Origin of the sequence: Streptomyces sp. NPDC052114, assembly GCF_040680155.1 — a bacterium.
GTDB lineage: Bacteria > Actinomycetota > Actinomycetes > Streptomycetales > Streptomycetaceae > Streptomyces.
In genome coordinates this window covers 362,910-385,012 of the sequence record NZ_JBFAWC010000007.1, presented here as the reverse complement: position 1 = coordinate 385,012, position 22,103 = coordinate 362,910, and the positions used below count along the sequence as shown (strand labels likewise).

General features: G+C 70.7%; 18 protein-coding genes and 4 tRNA genes. 11 read left to right on the top strand and 11 right to left on the bottom strand.

The features are described 5' to 3' along the window. The 3 genes from AB0L89_RS18555 to AB0L89_RS18545 all read right to left on the bottom strand — a co-directional run. On the bottom strand, positions 1-1,768 hold a 1,768-nt coding region (locus AB0L89_RS18555), incomplete at its 3' end, for a DEAD/DEAH box helicase (protein WP_365141970.1). A gap of 356 nt (positions 1,769-2,124) precedes the next feature. Then, complete coding sequence (locus AB0L89_RS18550; RefSeq protein WP_365141968.1) at positions 2,125-2,610, bottom strand: hypothetical protein; 486 nt, start codon at positions 2,608-2,610, stop codon at positions 2,125-2,127. A gap of 192 nt (positions 2,611-2,802) precedes the next feature. Then, positions 2,803-3,153: a metallopeptidase family protein gene (locus AB0L89_RS18545; RefSeq protein ID WP_365141966.1), complete on the bottom strand. Its 351-nt coding sequence runs from the start codon at positions 3,151-3,153 to the stop codon at positions 2,803-2,805. A 71-nt stretch (positions 3,154-3,224) separates the two neighbouring features. Here AB0L89_RS18545 and AB0L89_RS18540 point away from each other — a divergent pair, with 71 nt between their 5' ends. The 4 genes from AB0L89_RS18540 to AB0L89_RS18525 all read left to right on the top strand — a co-directional run bounded on the left by AB0L89_RS18540 (position 3,225) and on the right by AB0L89_RS18525 (position 5,140). Continuing rightward, positions 3,225-4,775, top strand: coding sequence for a metallophosphoesterase (locus AB0L89_RS18540; RefSeq protein WP_365141964.1), 1,551 nt, complete (start codon positions 3,225-3,227; stop codon positions 4,773-4,775). Positions 4,776-4,855: 80 nt separating this feature from the next. Continuing rightward, a tRNA-Glu gene (locus AB0L89_RS18535) sits at positions 4,856-4,928 on the top strand. 39 nt (positions 4,929-4,967) lie between these two features. Then, positions 4,968-5,042, top strand: a tRNA-Asp gene (locus tag AB0L89_RS18530). Positions 5,043-5,066: 24 nt separating this feature from the next. Continuing rightward, positions 5,067-5,140, top strand: a tRNA-Phe gene (locus AB0L89_RS18525). A gap of 424 nt (positions 5,141-5,564) precedes the next feature. Here AB0L89_RS18525 and AB0L89_RS18520 read toward each other — a convergent pair. The 4 genes from AB0L89_RS18520 to AB0L89_RS18505 form a co-directional block, all read right to left on the bottom strand. After that, complete coding sequence (locus AB0L89_RS18520) at positions 5,565-6,623, bottom strand: ABC transporter permease (protein WP_365141962.1); 1,059 nt, start codon at positions 6,621-6,623, stop codon at positions 5,565-5,567. 29 nt (positions 6,624-6,652) lie between these two features. Beyond that, positions 6,653-7,507 (bottom strand): cytochrome c biogenesis CcdA family protein, encoded by an 855-nt coding sequence (locus AB0L89_RS18515; protein ID WP_365141961.1) that lies wholly within the window; start codon positions 7,505-7,507, stop codon positions 6,653-6,655. Then, positions 7,504-8,280: a DsbA family protein gene (locus tag AB0L89_RS18510; RefSeq protein WP_365141959.1), complete on the bottom strand. Its 777-nt coding sequence runs from the start codon at positions 8,278-8,280 to the stop codon at positions 7,504-7,506. The genes AB0L89_RS18515 and AB0L89_RS18510 overlap by 4 nt, the downstream gene beginning before the upstream one ends. 61 nt (positions 8,281-8,341) lie before the next feature. Then, positions 8,342-8,752: a hypothetical protein gene (locus AB0L89_RS18505; RefSeq protein ID WP_365141957.1), complete on the bottom strand. Its 411-nt coding sequence runs from the start codon at positions 8,750-8,752 to the stop codon at positions 8,342-8,344. A gap of 83 nt (positions 8,753-8,835) precedes the next feature. Between AB0L89_RS18505 and hrpA the strand changes: the two genes are divergently transcribed. The 3 genes from hrpA (at position 8,836) to AB0L89_RS18490 (ending at position 13,502) form a co-directional block, all read left to right on the top strand. Then, positions 8,836-12,804: an ATP-dependent RNA helicase HrpA gene (gene hrpA / locus AB0L89_RS18500; RefSeq protein WP_365141955.1), complete on the top strand. Its 3,969-nt coding sequence runs from the start codon at positions 8,836-8,838 to the stop codon at positions 12,802-12,804. Between the two features lie 113 nt (positions 12,805-12,917). After that, a tRNA-Asp gene (locus AB0L89_RS18495) sits at positions 12,918-12,992 on the top strand. 228 nt (positions 12,993-13,220) lie between these two features. After that, positions 13,221-13,502, top strand: a complete 282-nt coding sequence (locus AB0L89_RS18490; protein WP_365141953.1) for a DUF6274 family protein — start codon at positions 13,221-13,223, stop codon at positions 13,500-13,502. Between the two features lie 490 nt (positions 13,503-13,992). On the opposite strand, the gene bldC is transcribed toward AB0L89_RS18490, so the two are convergent. Continuing rightward, a complete protein-coding gene (bldC, locus tag AB0L89_RS18485; protein WP_003949541.1) occupies positions 13,993-14,199 on the bottom strand; it encodes a developmental transcriptional regulator BldC in 207 nt (68 codons plus the stop codon). Positions 14,200-14,716: 517 nt separating this feature from the next. Then, positions 14,717-15,547 (bottom strand): hypothetical protein, encoded by an 831-nt coding sequence (locus AB0L89_RS18480; RefSeq protein WP_365141951.1) that lies wholly within the window; start codon positions 15,545-15,547, stop codon positions 14,717-14,719. 253 nt (positions 15,548-15,800) lie between these two features. Between AB0L89_RS18480 and AB0L89_RS18475 the strand changes: the two genes are divergently transcribed. Further along, positions 15,801-16,883 (top strand): Glu/Leu/Phe/Val dehydrogenase dimerization domain-containing protein, encoded by a 1,083-nt coding sequence (locus AB0L89_RS18475; protein ID WP_365141949.1) that lies wholly within the window; start codon positions 15,801-15,803, stop codon positions 16,881-16,883. 311 nt (positions 16,884-17,194) lie between these two features. Continuing rightward, positions 17,195-17,446, top strand: a complete 252-nt coding sequence (locus AB0L89_RS18470; RefSeq protein WP_361172967.1) for a DUF3073 domain-containing protein — start codon at positions 17,195-17,197, stop codon at positions 17,444-17,446. A gap of 114 nt (positions 17,447-17,560) precedes the next feature. Here AB0L89_RS18470 and purM read toward each other — a convergent pair whose 3' ends face one another. Further along, the gene (purM, locus tag AB0L89_RS18465; protein ID WP_365141947.1) at positions 17,561-18,634 is read right to left on the bottom strand and encodes a phosphoribosylformylglycinamidine cyclo-ligase; all 1,074 of its coding nucleotides are present in this window, start codon (positions 18,632-18,634) and stop codon (positions 17,561-17,563) included. A gap of 37 nt (positions 18,635-18,671) precedes the next feature. Continuing rightward, positions 18,672-20,198 carry an amidophosphoribosyltransferase gene (gene purF / locus AB0L89_RS18460; protein WP_365141945.1) on the bottom strand — a complete coding sequence of 509 codons (1,527 nt, stop codon included), beginning with the start codon at positions 20,196-20,198 and terminating at the stop codon, positions 18,672-18,674. Positions 20,199-20,405: 207 nt separating this feature from the next. Here purF and AB0L89_RS18455 point away from each other — a divergent pair, with 207 nt between their 5' ends. After that, positions 20,406-20,501 (top strand): putative leader peptide, encoded by a 96-nt coding sequence (locus AB0L89_RS18455; protein ID WP_365141943.1) that lies wholly within the window; start codon positions 20,406-20,408, stop codon positions 20,499-20,501. A 146-nt stretch (positions 20,502-20,647) separates the two neighbouring features. Next, entirely contained in the window at positions 20,648-22,090 is a 1,443-nt protein-coding gene (locus AB0L89_RS18450; protein ID WP_365141941.1) for a sulfatase-like hydrolase/transferase, read from the top strand. The last annotated feature ends 13 nt before the right edge of the window (positions 22,091-22,103 follow it).

The window sequence follows — 22,103 nt, the reverse complement described above, 5'->3', positions numbered from 1 at the left end:
GACGCTCGAACGAACGGCCACCACGGTCGTCACGACGGTCACGGTTGAAACCGCCACGGTCGTCGCGGTTGAAGCCACCGCGGTCACCACGGCGGTCACGCTCGTAGTTGCCGCGCTCGTCGCGCTGCGGACGGCGGTCGTACGAGGAGGAACGCTCCTCGCGGGCCGGGCGCTCGTCGCGCTCGGCCACCGGCTGCTCGGGCACCGACGCGGCGGCCTCGACGACGGCCTCGGCGGCGGCGGTGGCCTCGGCGACCGCGGTCTCCGGGTCGTCACCGCGCTCGCGGGCGGCACGCGCGGTGAGGCGGTCGGCCTCGTCGCGCAGCTCGGCGGCGCGGCGCGTGGCGCGCTCCAGCTCCTTGGTGAGCTCGCGGACCTCGCGCTCGGCCTGCGTCGCGGCGTTGCCCGCGGAGTCGGCCTGCACCTCGGTCATGGAGCGGGCGCCGGTGATCTCGGCGACCTCCGGGTCGAACGTGCCGCCGCCGTTGATGATGTGGCGGGTGGCGTCGACGCCGGCGTCCTCCATGAGGCGGAAGATCTGGCGGCGCTGGTGCGGCAGCGACAGGGACACGACCGTGCCGGAGCGGCCCGCGCGGGCGGTGCGGCCGGAGCGGTGCAGGTAGTCCTTGTGGTCGCCGGCCGGGTCCACGTTCAGGACCAGGTCGATGCCGTCGACGTGGATGCCTCGGGCGGCGACGTCGGTGGCGACGAGCGCGTTGACGTAGCCGTCCTTGAAGTCCGCCAGCGTCCGCGTACGGGCGCCCTGCGTCATGCCGCCGTGCAGCGCGTCGGCCTTCACACCGGCGTCGCGCAGCTGCTCGGCGATGCGGTCGGCGCCCAGCTGGGTGCGGACGAAGATGATGGTGCGGCCCTTGCGCGCGGCGATGGCGGCCGTGACGGGCGCCTTGTCGCGGGGCTTCACGATCAGGATGTGGTGCGTCATGGTCGTGACGGCGCCCTGGGCGGCGTCGACCTCGTGGCTGACCGGGGCGACCAGGTAGCGCTTGACCAGCGTGGAGATCTCGTTCTCCATCGTCGCGGAGAACAGCATCCGCTGGCCGCCCTCGGGGACCTGGTCGAGCAGCTCGGTGACCTCGGGCAGGAAGCCCAGGTCGGACATCTGGTCGGCCTCGTCGAGGACGGCGACCTCGACGTTCTCCAGGGAGCAGGCGCCGCGGTTGATGATGTCGCGCAGGCGGCCCGGGGTGGCGACGAGGATGTCGACGCCGCGCTCCAGGGCGTAGATCTGGTTGCCCATGGACGTACCGCCGCAGACGACCTTCATCTTGAGGCCGAGGACGTCGCCGTAGGGCTGGAGGGCGTCGGCGACCTGCATCGCCAGCTCGCGGGTCGGGGTCAGGATGACCGCGCGCGGCTTCTTCTTCTCGGTGTGGCCGTCGGCGAGGCGCGCCAGGGTCGGCAGACCGAAGGAGAGGGTCTTGCCGGAGCCGGTGCGGCCGCGGCCGAGGATGTCCTTGCCGGCCAGGGCGTCCGGGATGGTCGCGGCCTGGATCGGGAAGGGGGTGTGCACGCCGTTGCGCGCGAGCTTGCGGACGACGCCGTCGGGGAGACCCAGGTCACCGAAGGTGATCTCGGGCTCGGCGTCGGCGTCCGCCTCGGCGGCGTCGGCGTCGGTGGTGGTGTCTGCGGCGTCCGCGGCCTCAACGATCTCGGTGGCGTCGGCGACAGCCTCTACGGCGTCGTTCTCGACGGCCTCGACGATCTCGTTCTCGGGCAGGACGGCGTGGTCAGAACTGGAAATGGACATGCGAAATGCGAAACCTTCCGGAGTCTCGGCACGCGCCCGTCAACTCCGTGATTTCGCAATGGACCGCCTCTATGCGGTCAGCCACGGCAAGGGAGAGTACGCGCCACGCGGCGCTCTTCTGTGGCGGCGCCGGGCAAATGGGATCAAACGATCTACCACCATACGCACCCCCCACCCCGAATGGCAAACCGAGCGGCTCCGGGGCCCTGAGCGAGCCCCTCGCGCACCCCCGTCCGAGCCCCTCGCACACCCCCGTCCGGGGCCCGCGAGAACCCCCGTCCGGGAGCCCGCGAGAACCCCACCGAGCCCTTGCGGCGCCTGGGCCGGGCCCCGGAACGAAGACCGGCCCGGACGCCCTACCGGGGCCCTGCCTGGGGCGACGGCTCGCGCCCCTCGATCCCGTCGTCCCGCCGCTGCAGCTGGGCGTCCTGCCCCGACCCCTCCGACGACGACGGCTCGGGCGTGGTCGGATCCGGCGTCGGGGTCGGCGTGGGCTTCGGCGGGTCCGGCGTCTCCGTCGTACGCGTCGGAGCGGGCTTCGGCCGCGTCGGCGTGGGCTTCCCCGGCCTGCCCGGCTTCGACGGCTCCTCGGGGGCCGACGCGGAGGCGGACTCCGAGGGCTTCGCGGCCCCCGACGCGGACGCGTGCGCGTCGGGCTTGTCGCCGCCGCCCTTGCCCTTGCCCTTCCCCTTGCCCCGCCCGCGGCCCTGCCCGCGCTCGTCGCCGGCGGCGAGGTCGCCGCCCTGCGTCACGGGACCGCCGTCGGGCGCGGCCGCCCCGCTGCGGTGCCCCGCGGAGCGGCCGGGCCCCGGAGCCTTCCCGTCGTCGTCACTGACGCTCATGCAGCCCGCCGTCGCCGCGACGGCCATCGCGACCACGGCCCACCTGACGGGAACGTACAACTGGCGCACGGCCGAGCACCTCCTGAGGCGCTGAGAATCGGGACGCCCTACCCAACTCCCGCGGCCCGCAAGAGGACACGGACGTCCACCCCCGCCCGCGCCGCCCCCGCACACCAGGGCGGACGCCCTCGCTCACCCGTACCCGAGCGCGTGCAGCCTGGCGTCGTCGATGCCGAAGTGATGGGCCACTTCGTGCACGACGGTGATCTCCGTCTCGGCGACCACGTCCTCGCGCGACTCGCACATCCGCAGCGTCGGGCCCCGGTAGACGGTGATGCGGTCCGGCAGGACGCCCGCGTACCACTCGCCCCGGTCGGTCAGCGGCGTTCCCTCGTAGAGCCCGAGCAGTTCGGGATCGTCGGCGGGCGGCTCGTCCTCCACGAACACCGCGACGTTGTCCATCAGTCGCGTCAACTCGGGCGGAATCCGGTCGAGCGCCTCGGCCACCAGTTCCTCGAACTCCTCGCGCGTCATCTCCAGCACGCACCCATTGTCGGCCACGGCGCCCGTCCCGTCCCGGCATAGCCGCCCCTCCGGTTGGGCATACCGGACCAATGGCACGCGACGTCACGGTCGTCATGCAGCGGGCACGGAGAGCGGGCGCCGCCCTCGTCCGCCACTACCGCGCCCGCCGCGCCCACCCCGTCACCGCACTCGTCAGCCCCCCGCACCCCTACGCCCGCGCCCTCGGCCTGATCACGGTCGTGCTGCTCGGCGCCTGGCTCGGCCTGCTCATCGTGGGCAGCGTGCGTGCGCCGGTCGGCCCGATGGACACCCGCATGACGCTGCGCCCGTCCGTCTCGGGCGGCACGAAGATCAACGTCTCCCCGCTGGGCGCGCTGGAGCTGCGCTCGCACACGGCCCCCATCCGCCTGGACGTCGACGTGGACCGCCTGGACCCGGTGCGCTCGCAGGCCCTGGTCGACCACCCCGAGCGGCTCTCCGGGCTCCAGGACGAGGTCGCGCGCGACGTCGGCCACGGCACGCTCGACCTGGCCGTGCGCTCCTGCGTCGCCGTCGTCTCGGGCGCCACCGCGCTCGGCCTCGCCGTCTACCGCCGCCCGCGCCGCGCGCTCGCCGCGGGCGGTCTGGCCCTCGCCCTGCTCGCGGCGTCGGGCACGGCCGCGTACGCCACCTGGAACCCGAAGTCCGTCCTGGAGCCGAAGTTCTCCGGCCTGCTCAGCAGCGCCCCCTCCGTCGTCGGCAACGCGCGCAGCATCGTCAGCGAATTCGACGTCTACCAGCAGGAGTTGGCGCGCCTGGTCACCAACGTCACCAAGCTCTACGACGTGACGTCCACGCTCCCCACGTACCAGCCGGACCCCACCACGATGCGGGTCCTGCACGTCTCGGACATCCACCTCAACCCGGCCAGCTGGAAGATCATCTCCTCGCTGGTCAAGCAGTACGAGATCGATGTCATCGTCGACTCCGGCGACACCATGGACCACGGCTCGGCCACCGAGAACGCCTTCCTCGACCCGATCGAGGACCTGGGCGCGCCCTACGTGTGGGTGCGCGGCAACCACGACTCGCACCGCACCCAGCGCTATCTGGAGCGCTTCAAGAACGTGCACGTGCTCGACGACGGCAGGGCCGAGACCGTCGCGGGCCTGCGCTTCGCCGGCATCGGCGACCCGCAGTACACCCCCGACCGCTCCGTGAAGGCGGAGGGCGACCCGGTCGAGCGCATCGCCGGGATTCGCCTGGCCTCGGCCCTGCGCGCCGAGCGGGCGGCCGGCACCCCGGTCGACGTGGCGGTGGCCCACAACCCGACGGCGGCGCGCGAGACGGACGGCGAGGTGCCGCTGGTCCTCGCGGGCCACATCCACCATCAGGAGATGGAGGTCATGGACAAGGGCACGCGGCTGCGCGTCGAGGGGTCGACGGGCGGGAGCGGGCTGCGCGCGGTCGAGGACAAGAACCCCGATCCGGTCGAGGCGTCGATCCTCTACCTGGACCGCACGAGCAAGCGGCTGCAGGCCTGGGACGAGATCAGGCTGGGCGGGCTCGGCCTCACGAAGGCGGAGGTCAGCCGCCATCTGCCCAAGGAGAACCAGCCCGGGGCGAGCCCGTCTCCGTCCGCTCCCAGCCCCTCTCCCTAAACCGTTTTGGCGATAGCTCCCCGCATCCCATATGCTTCTCACGTCCCCGACGCGCTGCGGCGCACACGGCGGGCCTCTTAGCCCTCATCGTCTAGTGGCCCAGGACGCCGCCCTTTCAAGGCGGTAGCACGGGTTCGAATCCCGTTGGGGGCACGCAACACCCTGTGCGAGACTTGTTCTCGCACAACGCTTGGTCCTGTGGAGCAGTTTGGAGTGCTCGCCACCCTGTCAAGGTGGAGGCCGCGGGTTCAAATCCCGTCAGGACCGCTTGCGATTCCTCGTGGATCGCGTGGCTGGGTAGCTCAGTTGGTACGAGCGATCGCCTGAAAAGCGATAGGTCGCCGGTTCGATCCCGGCCCCAGCCACCTCTTCCAGAAGCCCTGCCTCTCCCGGCGGGGCTTCTGCCGTTTCCCTCCCTCCCCGCGCCTGCGCTGTGCCCCCGCTGCATCGGGGCCGGTGCCTCCTCTATCGCCACCCGGCACGGTCCGGCTGCGCCGGGGCTGGAGCCACACTTATCGCCACCCGGCACCGGGGGCTGTGCCCACCCGTTCCGCCCTGCGGAACGCCTGCCCACAGCAGGAGCGGCCAGTTCGCCACCGGGCCGCCGCACACAGCGGCGGGACCCCACCGGCCGGCAGGCGCACGCGCTCCCGAGGGGACGTGGGGGTATGTGCGAACGGAGCACCGAGCCAGCCATAGCGCCTTTGGACTTGGGGCGCGGCGCAGGGATGGCGAGTACGCACATACCCCCGCGGCCCCGCCCCCGAGACGGACAAGAGGCGCAGACGCCTACGCCCCCGCGTGGGCCGGCGAGGACTCCCGGACCCGACCCCCCGGGTGCCTGTGGCGCCACAGCCAGAAGATCGTGGCGGAGAGCAGGGCCCAGGCCCCCAGGACCAGGAACGGGAACACGTGTTGGTGGGTGCCGAAATACACCGCCGTGTGCTGCGCGTTCACCGACGCCCCCGGCGGCAGCCACCGCCCGACGTGCCCCAGCACGGACGGCAGCAGCGGCCACGACACCGCCCCGCCCGACGACGGATTGCCGAGCAGCACCATCAGCCCCCACGTCGGGATCATCGCCCACCGCCCGAACAGCGTGTTGAACATCGTGAAGACCATCCCCGACGCGAACATCGTCAGCGCCAGGATCAGCCAGGACTCCACGAACGGCAGGTCCACCGCCCCCAGCCACCAGTCCACGACGGCCGCGACCACGAACCCGCCGAGCAGCGCGTAGAGCGCGGTGAAGCCGATCCGCTCCGCCGGGTTCAGCCCGCGCGCGTGCACGCTGAGCTGGATCGCCCCGACGAAGCCGATGATCACCGCGGCCAGCGAGATGTAGAAGATCGCGAGCCCCCGCGGGTCCCCCGCCTGCAACGGCTTGATGTCCTTCACCGTCACCGGCACCCCGACCTCCGCCCCCACCTTCGGCGCCGTCTCCGCGAGCACCTGGGCGACCGAGGCCCCGGACGCCCCGGAGACGTCGAGGGCGACCCGGTCGCCCCGGCCCGCGTCCACGACCGCGAAGACCTTCTGCTCGTCCACGTCCCGCCGGGCCCCGGCCACGCTGTCGTACCGGTGCACCTCCAGCGAGGCGTTCAGCGCCTTCTCCATGCCGTCGAGGAACGCCCTGCCCCGCGCCGTGTCGTGCGCGCCGACGACGGCCGTGGGGATCCGGTGGGGCGTCGGGTTCGCCATGGAGTACGTGTACGAACCCGCGAAGAGCCCCGCGGCCGCCGCCAGGATGAGCACGAGAACGGAGGCGGGCAGGAACGGGGACCGTTTGAAGGCGGCCCACCGCTCGCTCCTCGTGGGAACCCGCCCGTGCGCACCGTGATCAGACATATGACCACGCTAAAACACCCAAAAGGGACTCACCCGGGCAGGTCGGCCTCCGTGCCGCCCCGCTCCCGGCTCCGCCGCCACCCCCGCACCGCGAGCACCACGCCCACCAGCGCCACGACGGCGACCAGCAGCACCGCGTCCGGCACCGACCGTCCGAGTCGGCCGGCCCACTGCTCCACCGCGAACGAGTCGTCCACGTCCAGGAGGCCGGGCAGCGCCGTCGTCCCGTCGTAGGCGAGGAAGAGCGCCCCGAGCCCGATGAAGAAGAGCCCGGACAGGAGCGAGGTGGTGTGCAGCTCGAAGCGGCCCACCGTGAACGTGCGCCCGCGCAGCCACCGCCGCCGCCCCAGGTCGAACCGCTCCCAGAGCAGCGCGAGCAGGAAGAGCGGCACGGCCATCCCGAGGCCGTAGACGGCGAGCAGCAGTCCCCCGTACACCGGGCTCCCGCTCACCGCCGCGACCGTCAGGACGCTGCCGAGGATCGGCCCCGCGCAGAAGCCGGCGAGCCCGTACACCGCGCCAAGCGCGTACACGGAGAACGCGGTGGTCGGCCGGATGCGGCCCGACAGCTCGGCCATCTTCCGCGAGGCGAAGCCCATGCCGAGGATCTGCAGCGCGCCGAGCCCGATGATCAGCCAGCCGGCGGCGAGCACCAGCTGGTCGCGGTGGCCGAAGAAGAAGCGTCCGGCGAAGGACCCGGCCGCGCCGAGCGGCACCAGCGTGGTGGCGAGCCCGGCGTAGAAGATGCCGGTGCGGGCGACCAGCCGGGACGTCGAGTCGATCGAGTACGCGAAGAAGGCCGGCAGCAGCAGTGCGCTGCACGGACTGACCAGGGCGAGCAGACCGCCGAGGAAGGCGGCGAAGTACCCGACGTCGGCGGTCACTTGTCCGCCGCCTTCGACCGGCCCTTCGCGCTCTTGGCCGCCGCCTCGATCGCCTGGTCGAAGACCTCGTCGGGCTGGGCGCCCGAGATGGGCCGCCCGTTGACGAGGAAGGACGGCGTCGACGTGGCGCCGAGGCCGTACGCCTCCTCCTGGTCCTTCTTCACCGCGGCCTTGGCGGCGGCGCTGTCCGCGTCCTTCGTGAAGCGGCCGACGTCCTTGACCCCGGCCTCCTTCGCCAGCTCCTGGAGGCGGTCGTCGCCGAAGCCCTTCTCCTTGGACCCGTCGGCGTACGCGGCCTCGTGGAACTGCCAGAAGCGGCCCTGCTTCCCCGCCGCCCACGCGCCGCGCGCGGCCCGCTCGGAGTCCTCGCCGAAGATCGGGAAGTTGCGCCACTCGATGCGCAGGGTGCCCTCGTCGACGTACTTCTTCACGAGGCCCGGCTCGGTGTCGCGGGCGAACTTGCCGCAGAAGCCGCACTTGAAGTCGGCGTACTCGACCATCACGACGGGCGCGTCGGCGCGGCCCTGCGCGAGCGGGTCCTTGGCGTCGCGGCGCGCGAGCTTCTCCAGCTCGGGATAGACCCCGGCCTGCTGCTCGGTGGAGGGCGCCGCGCCCGCGGCCTCCTCCTTCACCTTGCCGGTGGAGTCGTCGGGCTTGGTCGCGGTGTAGGAGGCGACGCCGAGCAGCACGGCGGCGACGGCGACACCCGCGCCGATGGCGATGTTGCGGCTCTTCTTGTTGTCGCGGCTCTTCTTGTTGTCGTTCTTGGGCATCAGAGCGATCTCTCTTGTCCTGTTGTACGTCGATGAAGGGGCCCCTGAGGTCAGGGGCCTCCTACACGCGCAGGATCGAGAGATCTATCGGCGACGGCGGGTCGAGCGCGGGCGGCGCACGGCCCGGTGCCATCGCGAGGACGGCCTGGTCGACGCCCCACGCGCCGGGCGCGGCGTGCGCGTCGTACAGCGCGGGAAGCAGTTCGTACGAGGCTCCGGAGCGGGCCGGGGTGCCCGGCACGTGGTCGGCGTCCTGCCGGCCGCCCTTGCCGCAGCCGGGCACGCCGTGACCGTCGGGCTCCTGGGCGAGGGGCGCGTCGTCGCCCGCGGGCGCCACGGGCACCGTCACCGCGGGCGCCACGGCCCCTGACGGGCCCGCCACCGCCGTCGCGGGCCCGGCGCAGAACACCCCGAGCACGACGAGCAGCACCCCCAGAAGGGGGCGCCACGGCGTACGCGCACGGGAGAGCATGCCCAGAAGCGTACGTGCCGCGGCGCCCCGCCAGAGAAATCGGTTCGCCACCGCCGAGGCGCGGGTGAGATCCTGGACGGCGTATGTCTACGCAGCCCGCCCTCACCTTCGACGCCCTCGCCCCCCGTCTGTCCGAGCTCTCGCTGCGCGACGAGCACCGGATCGGCCGGCGGCTGGAGGGCGCGCGCCGGATCCGCAAGCCCGAGGCCCGCGCCGCCGTCCTCGCCGAGATCGCGGCGGACGTGGACAAGGCCGGGGCACGGATGGCCGAGCGCGGCTCCCGCGTGCCCGCGATCACGTATCCCGAGGCGCTCCCGGTCAGCCAGAAGAAGGACGAGATCGCCGAGGCGATCCGCGACCACCAGGTCGTGATCGTCGCGGGCGAGACCGGCTCCGGCAAGACCACGCAGATCCCCAAGATCTGTCTGGAGCTCGGCCGGGGCGTGCGCGGCATGATCGGCCACACGCAGCCGCGCCGCATCGCCGCGCGCACGGTCGCCGAGCGCGTGGCCGACGAGATGAACACGCCGCTGGGCGAGGCCGTCGGCTGGAAGGTCCGCTTCACCGACCAGGTGGGCGCCGACACGTACGTGAAGCTGATGACGGACGGCATCCTGCTCGCCGAGATCCAGACGGACCGCGAGCTGCGCGCGTACGACACGATCATCATCGACGAGGCCCACGAGCGCTCGCTCAACATCGACTTCCTGCTCGGTTATCTGTCCCAGCTGCTGCCCAGACGCCCGGACCTGAAGGTCGTCATCACCTCCGCGACGATCGACCCCGAGCGGTTCTCCCGGCACTTCGGGGACGCCCCGATCGTCGAGGTCAGCGGCCGGACGTATCCGGTGGAGGTGCGCTACCGCCCGCTCCTCGAAGAGGACAGCGAGGAGTCGGACCGCGACCAGATCACCGCGATCACCGACGCCGTCGAGGAGCTCCAGGCCGAGGGCAAGGGCGACATCCTCGTCTTCCTCTCCGGCGAGCGCGAGATCCGCGACACGGCGGACGCGCTGAACAAGAAGAACTACCGCTTCACCGAGGTCCTCCCCCTCTACGCCCGTCTGTCGCACGCGGAGCAGCACCGCGTCTTCCAGCAGCACACGGGCAGACGCATCGTCCTGGCGACGAACGTCGCCGAGACCTCCCTGACCGTCCCCGGCATCAAGTACGTCATCGACCCGGGCACGGCCCGCATCTCGCGCTACAGCCACCGCACCAAGGTGCAGCGGCTGCCCATCGAGGCGATCAGCCAGGCCAGCGCCAACCAGCGCAAGGGCCGCTGCGGGCGTACGTCGGACGGCATCTGCATCCGTCTGTACAGCGAGGACGACTTCCTGGCCCGCCCGGAGTTCACGGACGCGGAGATCCTCCGTACGAACCTCGCCTCCGTCATCCTCCAGATGACCGCGGCCGGCCTCGGCGACATCGAGAAGTTCCCCTTCATCGACCCGCCGGACCACCGCAACATCCGCGACGGCGTCCAACTGCTCCAGGAACTGGGCGCGTTGAACCCGGCGGAGAAGGACGTGCGCAAGCGCCTGACCCCGCAGGGCCGCAAGCTGGCCCAGCTGCCGGTCGACCCGCGCCTGGCCCGCATGGTCCTGGAGGCCGACAAGAACGGTTGCGTACGCGAAGTGATGGTGATCGCCGCGGCGCTCTCCATCCAGGACCCGCGCGAGCGCCCCGCCGAGAAGCAGACGCAGGCCGACCAGCAGCACGCCCGCTTCAAGGACGAGACGAGCGACTTCCTCGCGTTCCTGAACCTGTGGCGGTACGTCCGCGAGCAGCAGAAGGAGCGCGGCTCGTCGTCCTTCCGCCGCATGTGCAAGGCGGAGTACCTGAACTTCCTGCGCATCCGCGAGTGGCAGGACATCTACACGCAGCTGCGCACGGTCGCCAAGCAGATGGACATCCATCTGAACGAGGACGACGCCCCCGAGCAGCACGTCCACATCTCGCTCCTGTCCGGCCTGCTCTCCCACATCGGGATGAAGGACGTGAAGGAGTCCAAGGACAGCGACCCCAAGCAGCGCGGCGGGCGGAACGAGTACCTGGGCGCACGGGGCGCCAAGTTCGCGGTCTTCCCCGGCTCGGCGCTCTTCAAGAAGCCCCCGCGCTTCATCATGTCGGCCGAGCTGGTGGAGACCTCGCGCCTGTGGGCCCGGGTCAACGCGCGCATCGAGCCCGAGTGGGTCGAGCCGCTCGCCCAGCACCTCCTGAAGCGGACGTACAGCGAGCCGCACTGGGAGAAGGACCAGGCGGCCGTGATGGCGATCGAGAAGGTCACGCTGTACGGCGTCCCGATCGTCACCGACCGCAAGGTGAACTACGGCCGCATCGACCCCGAGGTCTCCCGCGACCTGTTCATCCGCAACGCGCTGGTGGAGGGCGACTGGCGCACGCACCACAAGTTCTTCGCCGCCAACCGCAAGCTCCTCACCGAGGTCGAGGAGCTGGAGCACCGCGCCCGGCGCCGCGACATCCTCGTGGACGACGAGACGCTCTTCGACTTCTACGACCAGCGGGTGCCCGCTGACGTCGTGTCGGGGGCGCACTTCGACTCCTGGTGGAAGAAGAAGCAGCGGGAAGAGCCCGAACTGCTCGACTTCGAGCGGTCGATGCTGATCAACGAGAAGGCGGGTGACGTCTCCAAGGACGACTACCCCGACTCGTGGCGGCAGGGGCAGCTCAAGTTCCGCGTGACGTACCAGTTCGAGCCGGGCGCGGACGCGGACGGCGTGACCGTCCACATCCCGCTCCAGGTCCTGAACCAGGTCACGGACGAGGGCTTCGACTGGCAGATCCCGGGCCTGCGCGAGGACGTGGTGATCGAGCTGATCCGCTCCCTGCCGAAGCCGATCCGGCGGAACTACGTGCCGGCACCCAACTTCGCCAAGGCGTTCCTGGAGCGGGCGGTGCCCCTCCAGGAGCCGCTGCACGTCACGCTCGCGCGCGAGCTCCAGCGGATGGTCGGCGTGCCGGTCTCGCCGGACGACTTCGATCTGACGCGCGTGCCCGACCACTTGAAGGTGACCTTCCGGATCACCGACGAGCGGCGCCGCAAGCTCGCCGAGGACAAGGACCTGGAGGCCCTGAAGCTCCGGCTGAAGCCGAAGGCCCGCAAGGCGCTGTCCCAGGCGGCCGCGGCGACGGCGGAGCGGTCGGGCGGCGCGGCGGTCGAGCGCAGCGGCCTCACGGACTGGTCCATCGGCACGCTCACGCGCGTCTTCGAGACGCGCAGGGCCGGCCAGCCGGTGAAGGCGTACCCGGCGCTCGTGGACGACGGCGACACGGTCTCCGTACGCCTCTTCGACACCGAGGCGGAGCAGGCGCGGGCGATGTGGCGCGGCACCCGTCGGCTGATCTTGCGCAATATCCCGGTCAACCCAGGCAAGTTCGCCTCGGACAAACTGTCCAACCAGCAGAAGCTCGCCCTCTCGGCGAACCCGCACGGCTCCATGCAGGCGCTCTTCGACGACTGCGCGACGGCCGCGGCGGACAAGCTGATCGCGGACTTCGGCGGGCCCGTCTGGGACGAGGAGTCGTACCGCAAGCTCTTCGACAAGGTGCGCGCGGAGATCGTCGACACGACCGTGAAGGCGGTCGGGCAGACCCAGCAGGTGCTGGCCGCCTGGCAGGCCTGTGAGCGCCGTCTGAAGGCGACGAACAGCCCCGCGCTGCTCGCCAACCTCGCGGACGTGCGGGAGCAGCTGAACTCGCTCGTCAAACCGGGCTTCGTGACGGAGACGGGCCTACGGCGGCTGGCGGACCTGATGCGGTACATGGTGGCCGCGGACCGCCGGCTCCAGCAGATGCCGACGAACGTCCAGCGGGACACCACGCGCATGGAGAAGGTGCGCGAGATGCGGGACGAGTACCTGTGGCTGCTGGAGCAGATGCCGCAGGGCAGGCCCGTACCGCAGGAGGTCCTGGACATCCGCTGGATGATCGAGGAGCTCCGCGTCAGCTACTTCGCGCACGCGCTCGGCACGGCGTATCCCGTCTCGGACAAGCGCATCGTGAAGGCGATCGACGCGGCCGTGCCGTAGCCGTCGGGCCGTGACGGACCCGTCGCTCAGCGTGAGTTCGACCGGCGGGCCCGAGCTGCTGTACAGTCCTTCTCGCAGCGCAACGCAGTAATCAACACAGCGCAGCACAGCAAGGTCCTGTGGAGCAGTTTGGAGTGCTCGCCACCCTGTCAAGGTGGAGGCCGCGGGTTCAAATCCCGTCAGGACCGCAGTGATGACGAAGGGCCGCACCGGCAAGGTGCGGCCCTTCTTCGTTCCCTCCCGCACGGCCGCACCGGCAAGGTGCGGCCCTTTCTCGTGTCCCACGCGCGCCGTGCGTACGGGCCGCGCCCCAGCCCGGGGTGCGGCCCGTTGTGGTGCCCGCACCTTGACTCCGTCACATTCCACCGGTACCCCAGACAGCAGGGAGCCGCGGGAGGCTCCCCTGGAGGTGACGCATGTCTGCTTCATCGGCATCGGTTCGGCATGAAACGCGCGCCCTGCTTCGCGCACACCTCGCGGCAGCCACCAGCTACCGCCACCTGACGCGCCACTGCCCGATCTGCCATCAGCTCCTGAGGCTCGCCCTGGAGCCCTCTCAGCGCGACTCCGGCGACCGCGAGACGTCCGAGGCCGCGTTCGTCCTGGAGAACGCCGTACAGGACGCCTCGGACGGCGAGGCCGGCGAGCCCGGCGGCCACGGCGACACGGGCGGGGACGAAAGTCCCCCCAAGGCATGACCAAAGCTGGCGCGCACCCCTCCCCGTGAGTGGGAGGCTGAGAGTCGTGGAACCTCGCGGCGCGCCAAGTCCCCTCTAGCGCAAGGGCATCGGGCGCAACAAGATTCACGACATGTGACGGGTGTCACCGAACAAGTTTTGGGAACCCCGGAACTTACGCCCTTCCTACAATGGGCCAATTTAATATGTGCAATTGCACGACCCCTACGGCACTCACCGCACACCCCCCTCGGGGACTCCCCAGAGACCAACAAGGGCACTCACGGACCCGCCCACCAGCGCGTCCTCGGCGCACAAAAAAGATCGCGCTGGACCCGGCGGAGTCCAGCGCGATCGAACGACGCACCCATGTGTCCCAGGCGTGGATCCCGTTGGGGCGGGACCCTCGTCGCGTGTAGCTATATGTCGGACGTACGGCCAGGTTGGGGGACCCGGCAGTAGTGGTGCTCTTCGTCCGAGTTGTGCGGGTTACTGCTGGTTAAGCGGTACTTCAGGCCTCGCTGCGCTGCTGCGGGATACCCGCGAGCAGTGCGCGGACCTCAGCCTCGCGGTAACGGCGGTGACCGCCGAGCGTGCGAATCGACGTGAGCTTGCCAGCCTTGGCCCAGCGCGTCACCGTCTTGGGGTCGACGCGGAACATCGTGGCGACCTCAGCCGGGGTCAGCAGCGGCTCGGCATCAGGGGTGCGAGCGGTCATGAGCGGCCTCCTCGGGAGAACCGAACCTTCTCGGTTCATTCCTCTAAATTCTGCACCTTGACCCGCGTTGCCCGAAATGGCGGACGCGAGTCGAGTCGGTTATAGGACGAACGGCTTGTCCTCGGCACTACAACTACACCATCCGTCCAGCCGCGTCGGCCAAACCGATGGAATTGCCCTCCCAGGTGTTCATCACCGACGGAAGCCGATGGACCATGCCATAGCGGACAGTCACGCCACAGTGACGATCAGTCACAGAGCGATCAGGAGTCAACAGACCCCCCATAGAGTGCAATGCTGAGCAATCCGCCCGTAGTTGGGCGGAAGGAGCCCTCCCCGGACTCCTTGTCCTATTTTGGCACGAGGAGGGGCGATGGGCGCAAGGGCGCAGTAAGTGCGGTCCGTCACGCTTGAGGCAAAAGCCCGTATCGGGACCTACGTCCCGTCACCGGGCGACCACGGACCCGCGACATGCGTGACCCACGCCCCATGCCCCGGGAAGACGAACCGCCGGACCTCAGTTCGCGTACTGAAGGTCCCGCACCGCCCGCCAGCGCTCCACGAGCCTCGCATACGCCTCGCCGGCCGCCTCGCCGTCGCCGTCGCGCAGCGCCTCGATTCCTTCGGCGACGTCCGCCGCCGAGTGGTCCTCGTCGAGTTCGTCGGCCGACAGCGCGTGCACGAGCCCGCCGTAGTCCAGCTCGACCAGCGAGCGCGGGTGGAACTCCTCCAGCCACCGGCCGACGTCCACGAGCCCGTCGATCAGCGGCCCCTCGTCCAGCGCCTCCCGCAGCGCCCGCAGACCGCGCGCGACCCGCCGCCGCGCCTGCACCATCGGGGTGCGGTACCTGAGCGCGGGCGCGCTCTTCTCGTGGCTGCGCTCCTCGTCCGAGACGAGCACGAACCAGTGCAGCGGCACCTGCCAGGTCGAGGTGCGGATCCAGGGCCTGGCGTCGGGGTTGCGGGCCAGCCACCGCTCGTAGTCCGCGGCCGTCTGGCGGCGCAGCACCGGCGGCAGCACCGCGTCCAGGACCGGCGCGGGCAGCTGCTCCGCCAGCTCCTCCAGTGCCTGCCAGCCGCGCAGCCGGGTCCGCCACGGGCAGACGCACAGCACCCCGTCGACCTCCGCCACGAAGGCGTCGCTGCTCTCGTGCACGGGCACCGGCACGGGCGGGGTGGGGACCAAGTCGGCCAGGGAGCGCCGGAGTTCGTCCTGGTAGGAGGGAAGGTCGGGGCGGCGGGCATAGCGCGTCCAGTGGCCGCGCTCCGGCTCGGGAAAAGCGGCCAACGGCTCGTACACACGCAAGTAGGACGCGTACGGGACCGTCACCGATGACACCTTGGGCACGGCTCCTCCCTCCCCCGCGTACCGGCCGGAAAACCCGGAAGGCAGCGCACGGCGCGGCATGGCCGAACTCCGCCGCCCCCGTCCGCGCTCGGCCCCGCTCTCCACCCATACTCCGCTCGTACTCCGCGCGAGGGTGATCCCCGGCATGGGGAGGTCAAGGACGGTGGACACGCTCTACTCTCATGCCCAGCGGGAGCCCGCCACCCTTACGGGAGCCCGTCCAACCGCCGCTCTTCGACCAGGAGTCACCACAGTGACCACAGCAGACAACGGCGTCCTGCACACCCTGTTCCACTCGGACCAGGGGGGCCACGAGCAAGTAGTGCTCTGCCAGGACCGCGCCAGCGGCCTCAAGGCCGTCATCGCCCTCCACAGCACCGCCCTGGGCCCCGCCCTCGGCGGCACCCGCTTCTATCCGTACGCGAGCGAGGAAGAGGCCGTCGCCGACGCGCTGAACCTCGCGCGCGGGATGTCGTACAAGAACGCCATGGCCGGCCTGGAGCACGGCGGCGGCAAGGCCGTGATCATCGGTGACCCCGAGCAGATCAAGAGCGAGGCCCTGCTCCTGGCCTACGGCCGCTTCGTCGCCTCCCTCGGCGGGCGCTACGTGACGGCCTGCGACGTCGGCACGTACGTCGCCGACATGGACGTCGTCGCCCGCGAGTGCCGCTGGACCACCGGGCGCTCCCCCGAGAACGGCGGCGCCGGCGACTCCTCCGTGCTCACCGCCTTCGGTGTCTTCCAGGGCATGCGCGCCTCGGCCCAGCACCTGTGGGGCGAGGCGACCCTGCGCGGCCGCACGGTCGGCGTCGCGGGCGTCGGCAAGGTCGGGCACTACCTCGTGGAGCACCTGATCGAGGACGGCGCCGAGGTCGTGATCACCGATGTGCGCGAGGAGTCGGTGCGCCGGATCACCGACAAGCACCCGCAGGTGCGCGTCGCCGCGGACACCGGGGCGCTGATCCGTCTGGAGGGCCTCGACATCTACGCCCCCTGCGCGCTCGGCGGCGCCCTGGACGACGACACCGTGCCGGTGCTCACCGCGCAGGTGGTGTGCGGCGCCGCGAACAACCAGCTGGCGCACCCCGGCGTGGAGAAGGACCTCGCCGACCGCTCGATCCTGTACGCACCCGACTACGTGGTGAACGCGGGCGGCGTGATCCAGGTCGCCGACGAGCTGCACGGCTTCGACTTCGACCGGTGCAGGGCGAAGGCCTCGAAGATCTTCGACACCACGCTTGCCATATTCGCTCGCGCAAAGGAGGACGGTATTCCGCCGGCCGCCGCGGCCGACAGGATCGCCGAGCAGCGGATGGCGGAGGCGCGCGGACGCTGACCTTCCGGCCACCCCCGGGACGACACGCGATGCTTTGACAGGGCCCCGTCGACGTACACGAGAGACAAGACTCACCCCCGTCGGCGGGTCGCCCGACAAGAAGAGGTTAAAATCGCAGTTGACCAGCGAGGACGGGGCTCCTCGCGGGTTGTGCGCCGAGGCGCGTCCTGCGGGCGACGTACCGTATGGCCGCAGGAGCAGGTACCGTGGAAGCCCTACGGACCGGTCTCTCCACGGAGAGCCCGTTCCAGATCATGAACGCGTGTCAAGACTCTGGGGCCGTCGAGCCCCGTATCCGAGGGGGTCGAGCCATGGGGCGCGGCCGGGCAAAGGCCAAGCAGACGAAGGTCGCCCGCCAGCTGAAGTACAGCAGCGGCGGGACGGATCTGTCGCGTCTGGCCAATGAGCTGGGCGCTTCGACTTCGCAACAGCCGCCGAATGGCGAGCCGTTCGAGGACGACGACGAGGAAGACGACCCGTACGCCCAGTACGCGGATCTGTATAACGACGACGAGGACGAGGACGACGAGTCCGGTCCGTCGTCGCAGCGCCGCGGCGCTTGACCTCGTTGCATACGCAGTATTCGCAGTTCACATAGCAACTGCACTTCACCCGGTCCGGGGTGGGCACCACGCCGGACCGGGTTTTGTGCTGCCCCGAGGGGCAGCACCACAGCCCTACTTGGCGTAGTCGCCCATGAGCTCGGCGCCCGACGCGTGGTCCCCACGGTCCGTGATCTCGCCCGCGACCCAGGCCTCCACGCCACGGTCCGCGAGAGTGGTGAGCGCCGCGTCCGCCGACTCCTCGGGGACGATCGCGATCATGCCGACGCCCATGTTCAGCGTCTTCTCCAGCTCCAGGCGCTCGACCTGACCGGTCCTGCCGACCACGTCGAAGACCGCGCCCGGGGTCCACGTCCCGCGGTCGACGATCGCGTGCAGTTCGTCCGGGATGACCCGGGCGAGGTTCGCCGCGAGGCCGCCGCCGGTGACGTGGCTGAAGGCGTGGACGTCCGTGGTGCGGGTGAGCGCCAGGCAGTCCAGGGAGTAGATCTTGGTGGGCTCCAGGAGCTCCTCGCCGAGCGTGCGGCCGAACTCCTCGACCTCACGGTCCAGGGCCCAGCCGGCGCGGTCGAACACCACGTGACGGACCAGCGAGTACCCGTTGGAGTGAAGACCCGACGACGCCATGGCGATCACCGCGTCACCCTTACGGATGCGATCCGGGCCGAGCAGCCGGTCCGCCTCGACCGCGCCCGTGCCGGCACCCGCGACGTCGAAGTCGTCCGGGCCGAGCAGCCCGGGGTGCTCGGCCGTCTCGCCGCCGACCAGCGAGCAGCCCGCGAGGACACAGCCCTCGGCGATGCCCTTCACGATGGCGGCGACGCGCTCCGGGTGGACCTTGCCCACGCAGATGTAGTCGGTCATGAAGAGCGGCTCGGCACCGCAGACGACGATGTCGTCCATGACCATCGCGACGAGGTCGTGGCCGATGGTGTCGTACACGCCCATCTGGCGGGCGACGTCGACCTTCGTGCCGACGCCGTCGGTCGCCGAGGCGAGCAGCGGGCGCTCGAAGCGCTTGAGGGCGGAGGCGTCGAAGAGGCCGGCGAAACCGCCGAGACCGCCGAGGCCCGCGACCTCGGGGCGCTGGGTCTTCTTGACCCATTCCTTCATGAGCTCGACGGCGCGGTCGCCCGCTTCGATGTCTACGCCTGCGGCCGCGTAGCTGGCACCAGTGGTCTCAGACATGAGGGGTGAGAACTTTCGTGTCGTTACTACGTGGGGCTTACGGGCGACGGATCGCGTCGGCCGCTGCCGTGGCGGCAGGGCCTGCCGCCAGCTCCGTCTCCAGGAGCTGCTTGCCGAGCAGCTCGGGGTCGGGCAGCTCCATCGGGTACTCGCCGTCGAAGCACGCGCGGCAGAGGTTCGGCTTGTCGATGGTGGTGGCCTCGATCATGCCGTCGATGGAGATGTACGAGAGGGAGTCGGCGCCCAGCGACGTGCCGATCTCCTCGATGGTCATGCCGTTGGCGATCAGCTCGGCGCGGGTCGCGAAGTCGATGCCGAAGAAGCAGGGCCACTTCACGGGCGGGGACGAGATCCGGATGTGGACCTCGGCGGCGCCGGCCTCGCGGAGCATCTTGACCAGGGCGCGCTGGGTGTTGCCGCGGACGATCGAGTCGTCGACGACCACCAGCTTCTTGCCCTTGATGACTTCCTTGAGGGGGTTCAGCTTGAGGCGGATGCCGAGCTGGCGGATCGTCTGCGAGGGCTGGATGAAGGTCCGGCCCACGTAGGCGTTCTTGACCAGGCCCGCGCCGAAGGGGATGCCGGAGGCCTCCGCGTAACCGATCGCGGCGGGGGTGCCGGACTCGGGGGTCGCTATGACGAGGTCGGCCTCGACGGGGGCTTCCTTCGCGAGCTTCCGGCCCATCTCGACGCGCGAGAGGTAGACGTTCCGGCCCGCGATGTCCGTGTCGGGGCGCGCCAGATAGACGTACTCGAAGACACAGCCCTTGGGCTTCGCTTCCGCGAATCGGGACGTTCGCAGTCCGTTCTCGTCGATGGCGACGAACTCGCCCGGCTCGATCTCGCGGACGAAGCTGGCGCCGCAGATGTCGAGCGCCGCGGACTCCGACGCCACGACCCAGCCCCGCTCCAGGCGGCCGAGGACCAGCGGGCGGATGCCCTGCGGGTCACGGGCGGCGTACAGCGTGTGCTCGTCCATGAAGACGAGGGAGAAGGCGCCCTGCACGTCCGGGAGGACCTTGGCGGCGGCTTCCTCTATGGTCAGCGGCTTGCCGTCGTCGTCCGTCTGTCCGGCAAGGAGCGCCGTCACCAGGTCGGTGTCGTTGGTCGCGGCGACCTGCGTCGCGCGGCCGTTCTCCTTGGGCAGTTCGGCGACCAGCTCGGCGAGCTGGGCCGTGTTGACGAGGTTGCCGTTGTGCCCGAGCGCGATGGAGCCGTGCGCGGTCGCACGGAACGTCGGCTGGGCGTTCTCCCAGACGGAGGCTCCGGTGGTCGAGTAGCGGGCGTGACCGACCGCGATATGACCCTGGAGTGATCCGAGAGAGGTCTCGTCGAAGACCTGGGACACGAGGCCCATGTCCTTGAAGACGAGGATCTGGGAGCCGTTGCTGACCGCGATTCCCGCGGATTCCTGACCCCGATGCTGGAGGGCGTAGAGCCCGAAGTACGTGAGCTTTGCGACCTCTTCGCCCGGAGCCCAGACACCGAAGACGCCACACGCGTCCTGGGGGCCTTTCTCGCCGGGGAGCAGATCGTGATTGAGTCGACCGTCACCACGTGGCACGGCACCGAGTGTAGGCGAGATCGACCACTGGTCCGAATTGGGGATACGGAACCTGCACGGACCGTGATCGTGACGGCGGTCGGCCCAAGGGGCGCCCGGGGCGTGCGGGCGAGGGGCCGCCGGGGCGCGCGCGGAGTACGAAGCCCGTGTGAACAGGCGGGCCGTTTCGTTGACACGTACACGAAGGCTCGGTCAGGCTCCTGGCCCATGCAGCCCCTCGGTGACCCGAAGGTCACACTCGTGGAGCGCCGCCACGTCGACCTGGTCCGTGTCGCGAGCGCCATCTGTCGTCGCGCTGCCTGAGCACCCCTTTTTCGCCGCTTTCACCGCACTTTCCCGCCGGATTTCCGACGTATTCACGACGAATTCCCGACGGATCCTCTCCCTCTCCCGTCTCTCTTCGGGCCCGTGCCGCCGTGGTGCGCCGTGCCCCGTTCAGGAGCGCCCCCGTGTCCCGTCCCGCATCCCCGCTGTCCCGGCGCGCCTTCGGCGGCGTCGTCGGCGCCTCCGCGGCCACCGCCGCGATCGGGCTGCCCGCCGCCGAGGCGGCGGCCCAGACCCCCGTACGGGAGAAGCCGTTCGAGGCCGCCCCGCACCGCCGCGCCAAGCGGCCCAACATCCTCTTCATCCTCGGGGACGACCTCGGCTGGGCCGATCTCTCGTCCTACGGATCGCCGCACATCAAGACCCCGAACCTGGACCGGCTCGCCCGCCAGGGCGTGCGGTTCACCGACGCCTACTCCGGGTCCGCGACCTGCTCGCCCACCCGCTTCAGCCTGTACACGGGGCGCTTCCCCGGGCGTACGAAGGGCGGGCTCGCCGAGCCGATCGCGGACAAGTCCGTGGGGCTCGAACCGACGCACCCCACGCTCGCCTCGCTGCTGCGCGACGCCGGGTACGCGACCGCGCTGATCGGCAAGTGGCACTGCGGGTATCTGCCGGACTACTCCCCCACCAAGTCGGGCTGGGACGAGTTCTTCGGGAACTTCGGCGGGGCCCTGGAGTACTACTCGAAGCTGGGGCTCGGCGGCGAGTACGACCTCTACGCGGGCGACGTCCGGGAGGGCGACGCCGCGTACAAGGACCTGCGGTACTACACGCGCATCCTGACCGAGCGCGCCGGTGAGTACGTGCGGCGCGACCACGGCGACCAGCCCTGGCTGCTCAACCTCAACTTCACCACCCCGCACTGGCCGTGGATCGCGGACGGCGACGAGGAGGAGAGCGCCGAGATCGTCCGCCGGATCAAGGCGGGCCAGAAGGGCGCGCTCTGGCACCAGGACGGCGGCTCCGTCGAGAAGTACACGGAGATGGTGCAGGACCTGGACCGGTCGATCGGCGAGGTGCTGCGCGCGCTGAGGAAGTCGGGCCAGGAGCGGGACACGCTGGTGTTCTTCGCCTCCGACAACGGCGGCGAGCGCTTCTCGTACAACTGGCCGCTGTCCGGCAACAAGAGCTCGCTCCAGGAGGGCGGGATACGGGTGCCGACCATCGTGCGGTGGCCCGCCCGGCTCGACGGCGGGCAGGTCAGCCACGAGCCCGTCTACACGCCGGACTGGACGGCGACGCTCCTGGAGATCGCCGGGGCCCGGCCGCACGCCGCGTACCCGCTGGACGGCACGAGCCTTGCCCCGTACCTGCTCAAGGGCGCCCGCGTGAAGGAGCGCGAACTGTTCTGGCGGGTGCGCGGGGAGCGGGCGCTGCGGCGCGGGAACTGGAAGTACTACCGGGGCAAGGGCGGCGCCGACCAGCTGTTCGACCTCGCGGCCGACCAGCGCGAGCAGGCCGACCGGGCCGCCGCCGAGCCGGAGCTGCTCGCGGAGCTGCGGGCCGCGTGGGAGCGGACGGACAGCGAACTGCTGCCGTACCCGGCCCGGGACGGGGGGTCCTGAGCCGGGTGGCCCG

Excerpts from the sequence above, each read along its gene's own strand:
- AB0L89_RS18550 (WP_365141968.1), bottom strand. The coding sequence starts at position 2,610 with ATGAGCGTCAGTGACGACGACGGGAAGGCTCCGGGGCCCGGCCGCTCC.
- AB0L89_RS18540 (WP_365141964.1), top strand. The coding sequence starts at position 3,225 with ATGGCACGCGACGTCACGGTCGTCATGCAGCGGGCACGGAGAGCGGGC.
- AB0L89_RS18520 (WP_365141962.1), bottom strand. The coding sequence starts at position 6,623 with ATGTCTGATCACGGTGCGCACGGGCGGGTTCCCACGAGGAGCGAGCGG.
- AB0L89_RS18510 (WP_365141959.1), bottom strand. The coding sequence starts at position 8,280 with ATGCCCAAGAACGACAACAAGAAGAGCCGCGACAACAAGAAGAGCCGC.
- AB0L89_RS18505 (WP_365141957.1), bottom strand. The coding sequence starts at position 8,752 with ATGCTCTCCCGTGCGCGTACGCCGTGGCGCCCCCTTCTGGGGGTGCTG.
- hrpA (WP_365141955.1), top strand. The coding sequence starts at position 8,836 with ATGTCTACGCAGCCCGCCCTCACCTTCGACGCCCTCGCCCCCCGTCTG.
- AB0L89_RS18490 (WP_365141953.1), top strand. The coding sequence starts at position 13,221 with ATGTCTGCTTCATCGGCATCGGTTCGGCATGAAACGCGCGCCCTGCTT.
- bldC (WP_003949541.1), bottom strand. The coding sequence starts at position 14,199 with ATGACCGCTCGCACCCCTGATGCCGAGCCGCTGCTGACCCCGGCTGAG.
- AB0L89_RS18470 (WP_361172967.1), top strand. The coding sequence starts at position 17,195 with ATGGGGCGCGGCCGGGCAAAGGCCAAGCAGACGAAGGTCGCCCGCCAG.
- purM (WP_365141947.1), bottom strand. The coding sequence starts at position 18,634 with ATGTCTGAGACCACTGGTGCCAGCTACGCGGCCGCAGGCGTAGACATC.
- AB0L89_RS18455 (WP_365141943.1), top strand. The coding sequence starts at position 20,406 with ATGCAGCCCCTCGGTGACCCGAAGGTCACACTCGTGGAGCGCCGCCAC.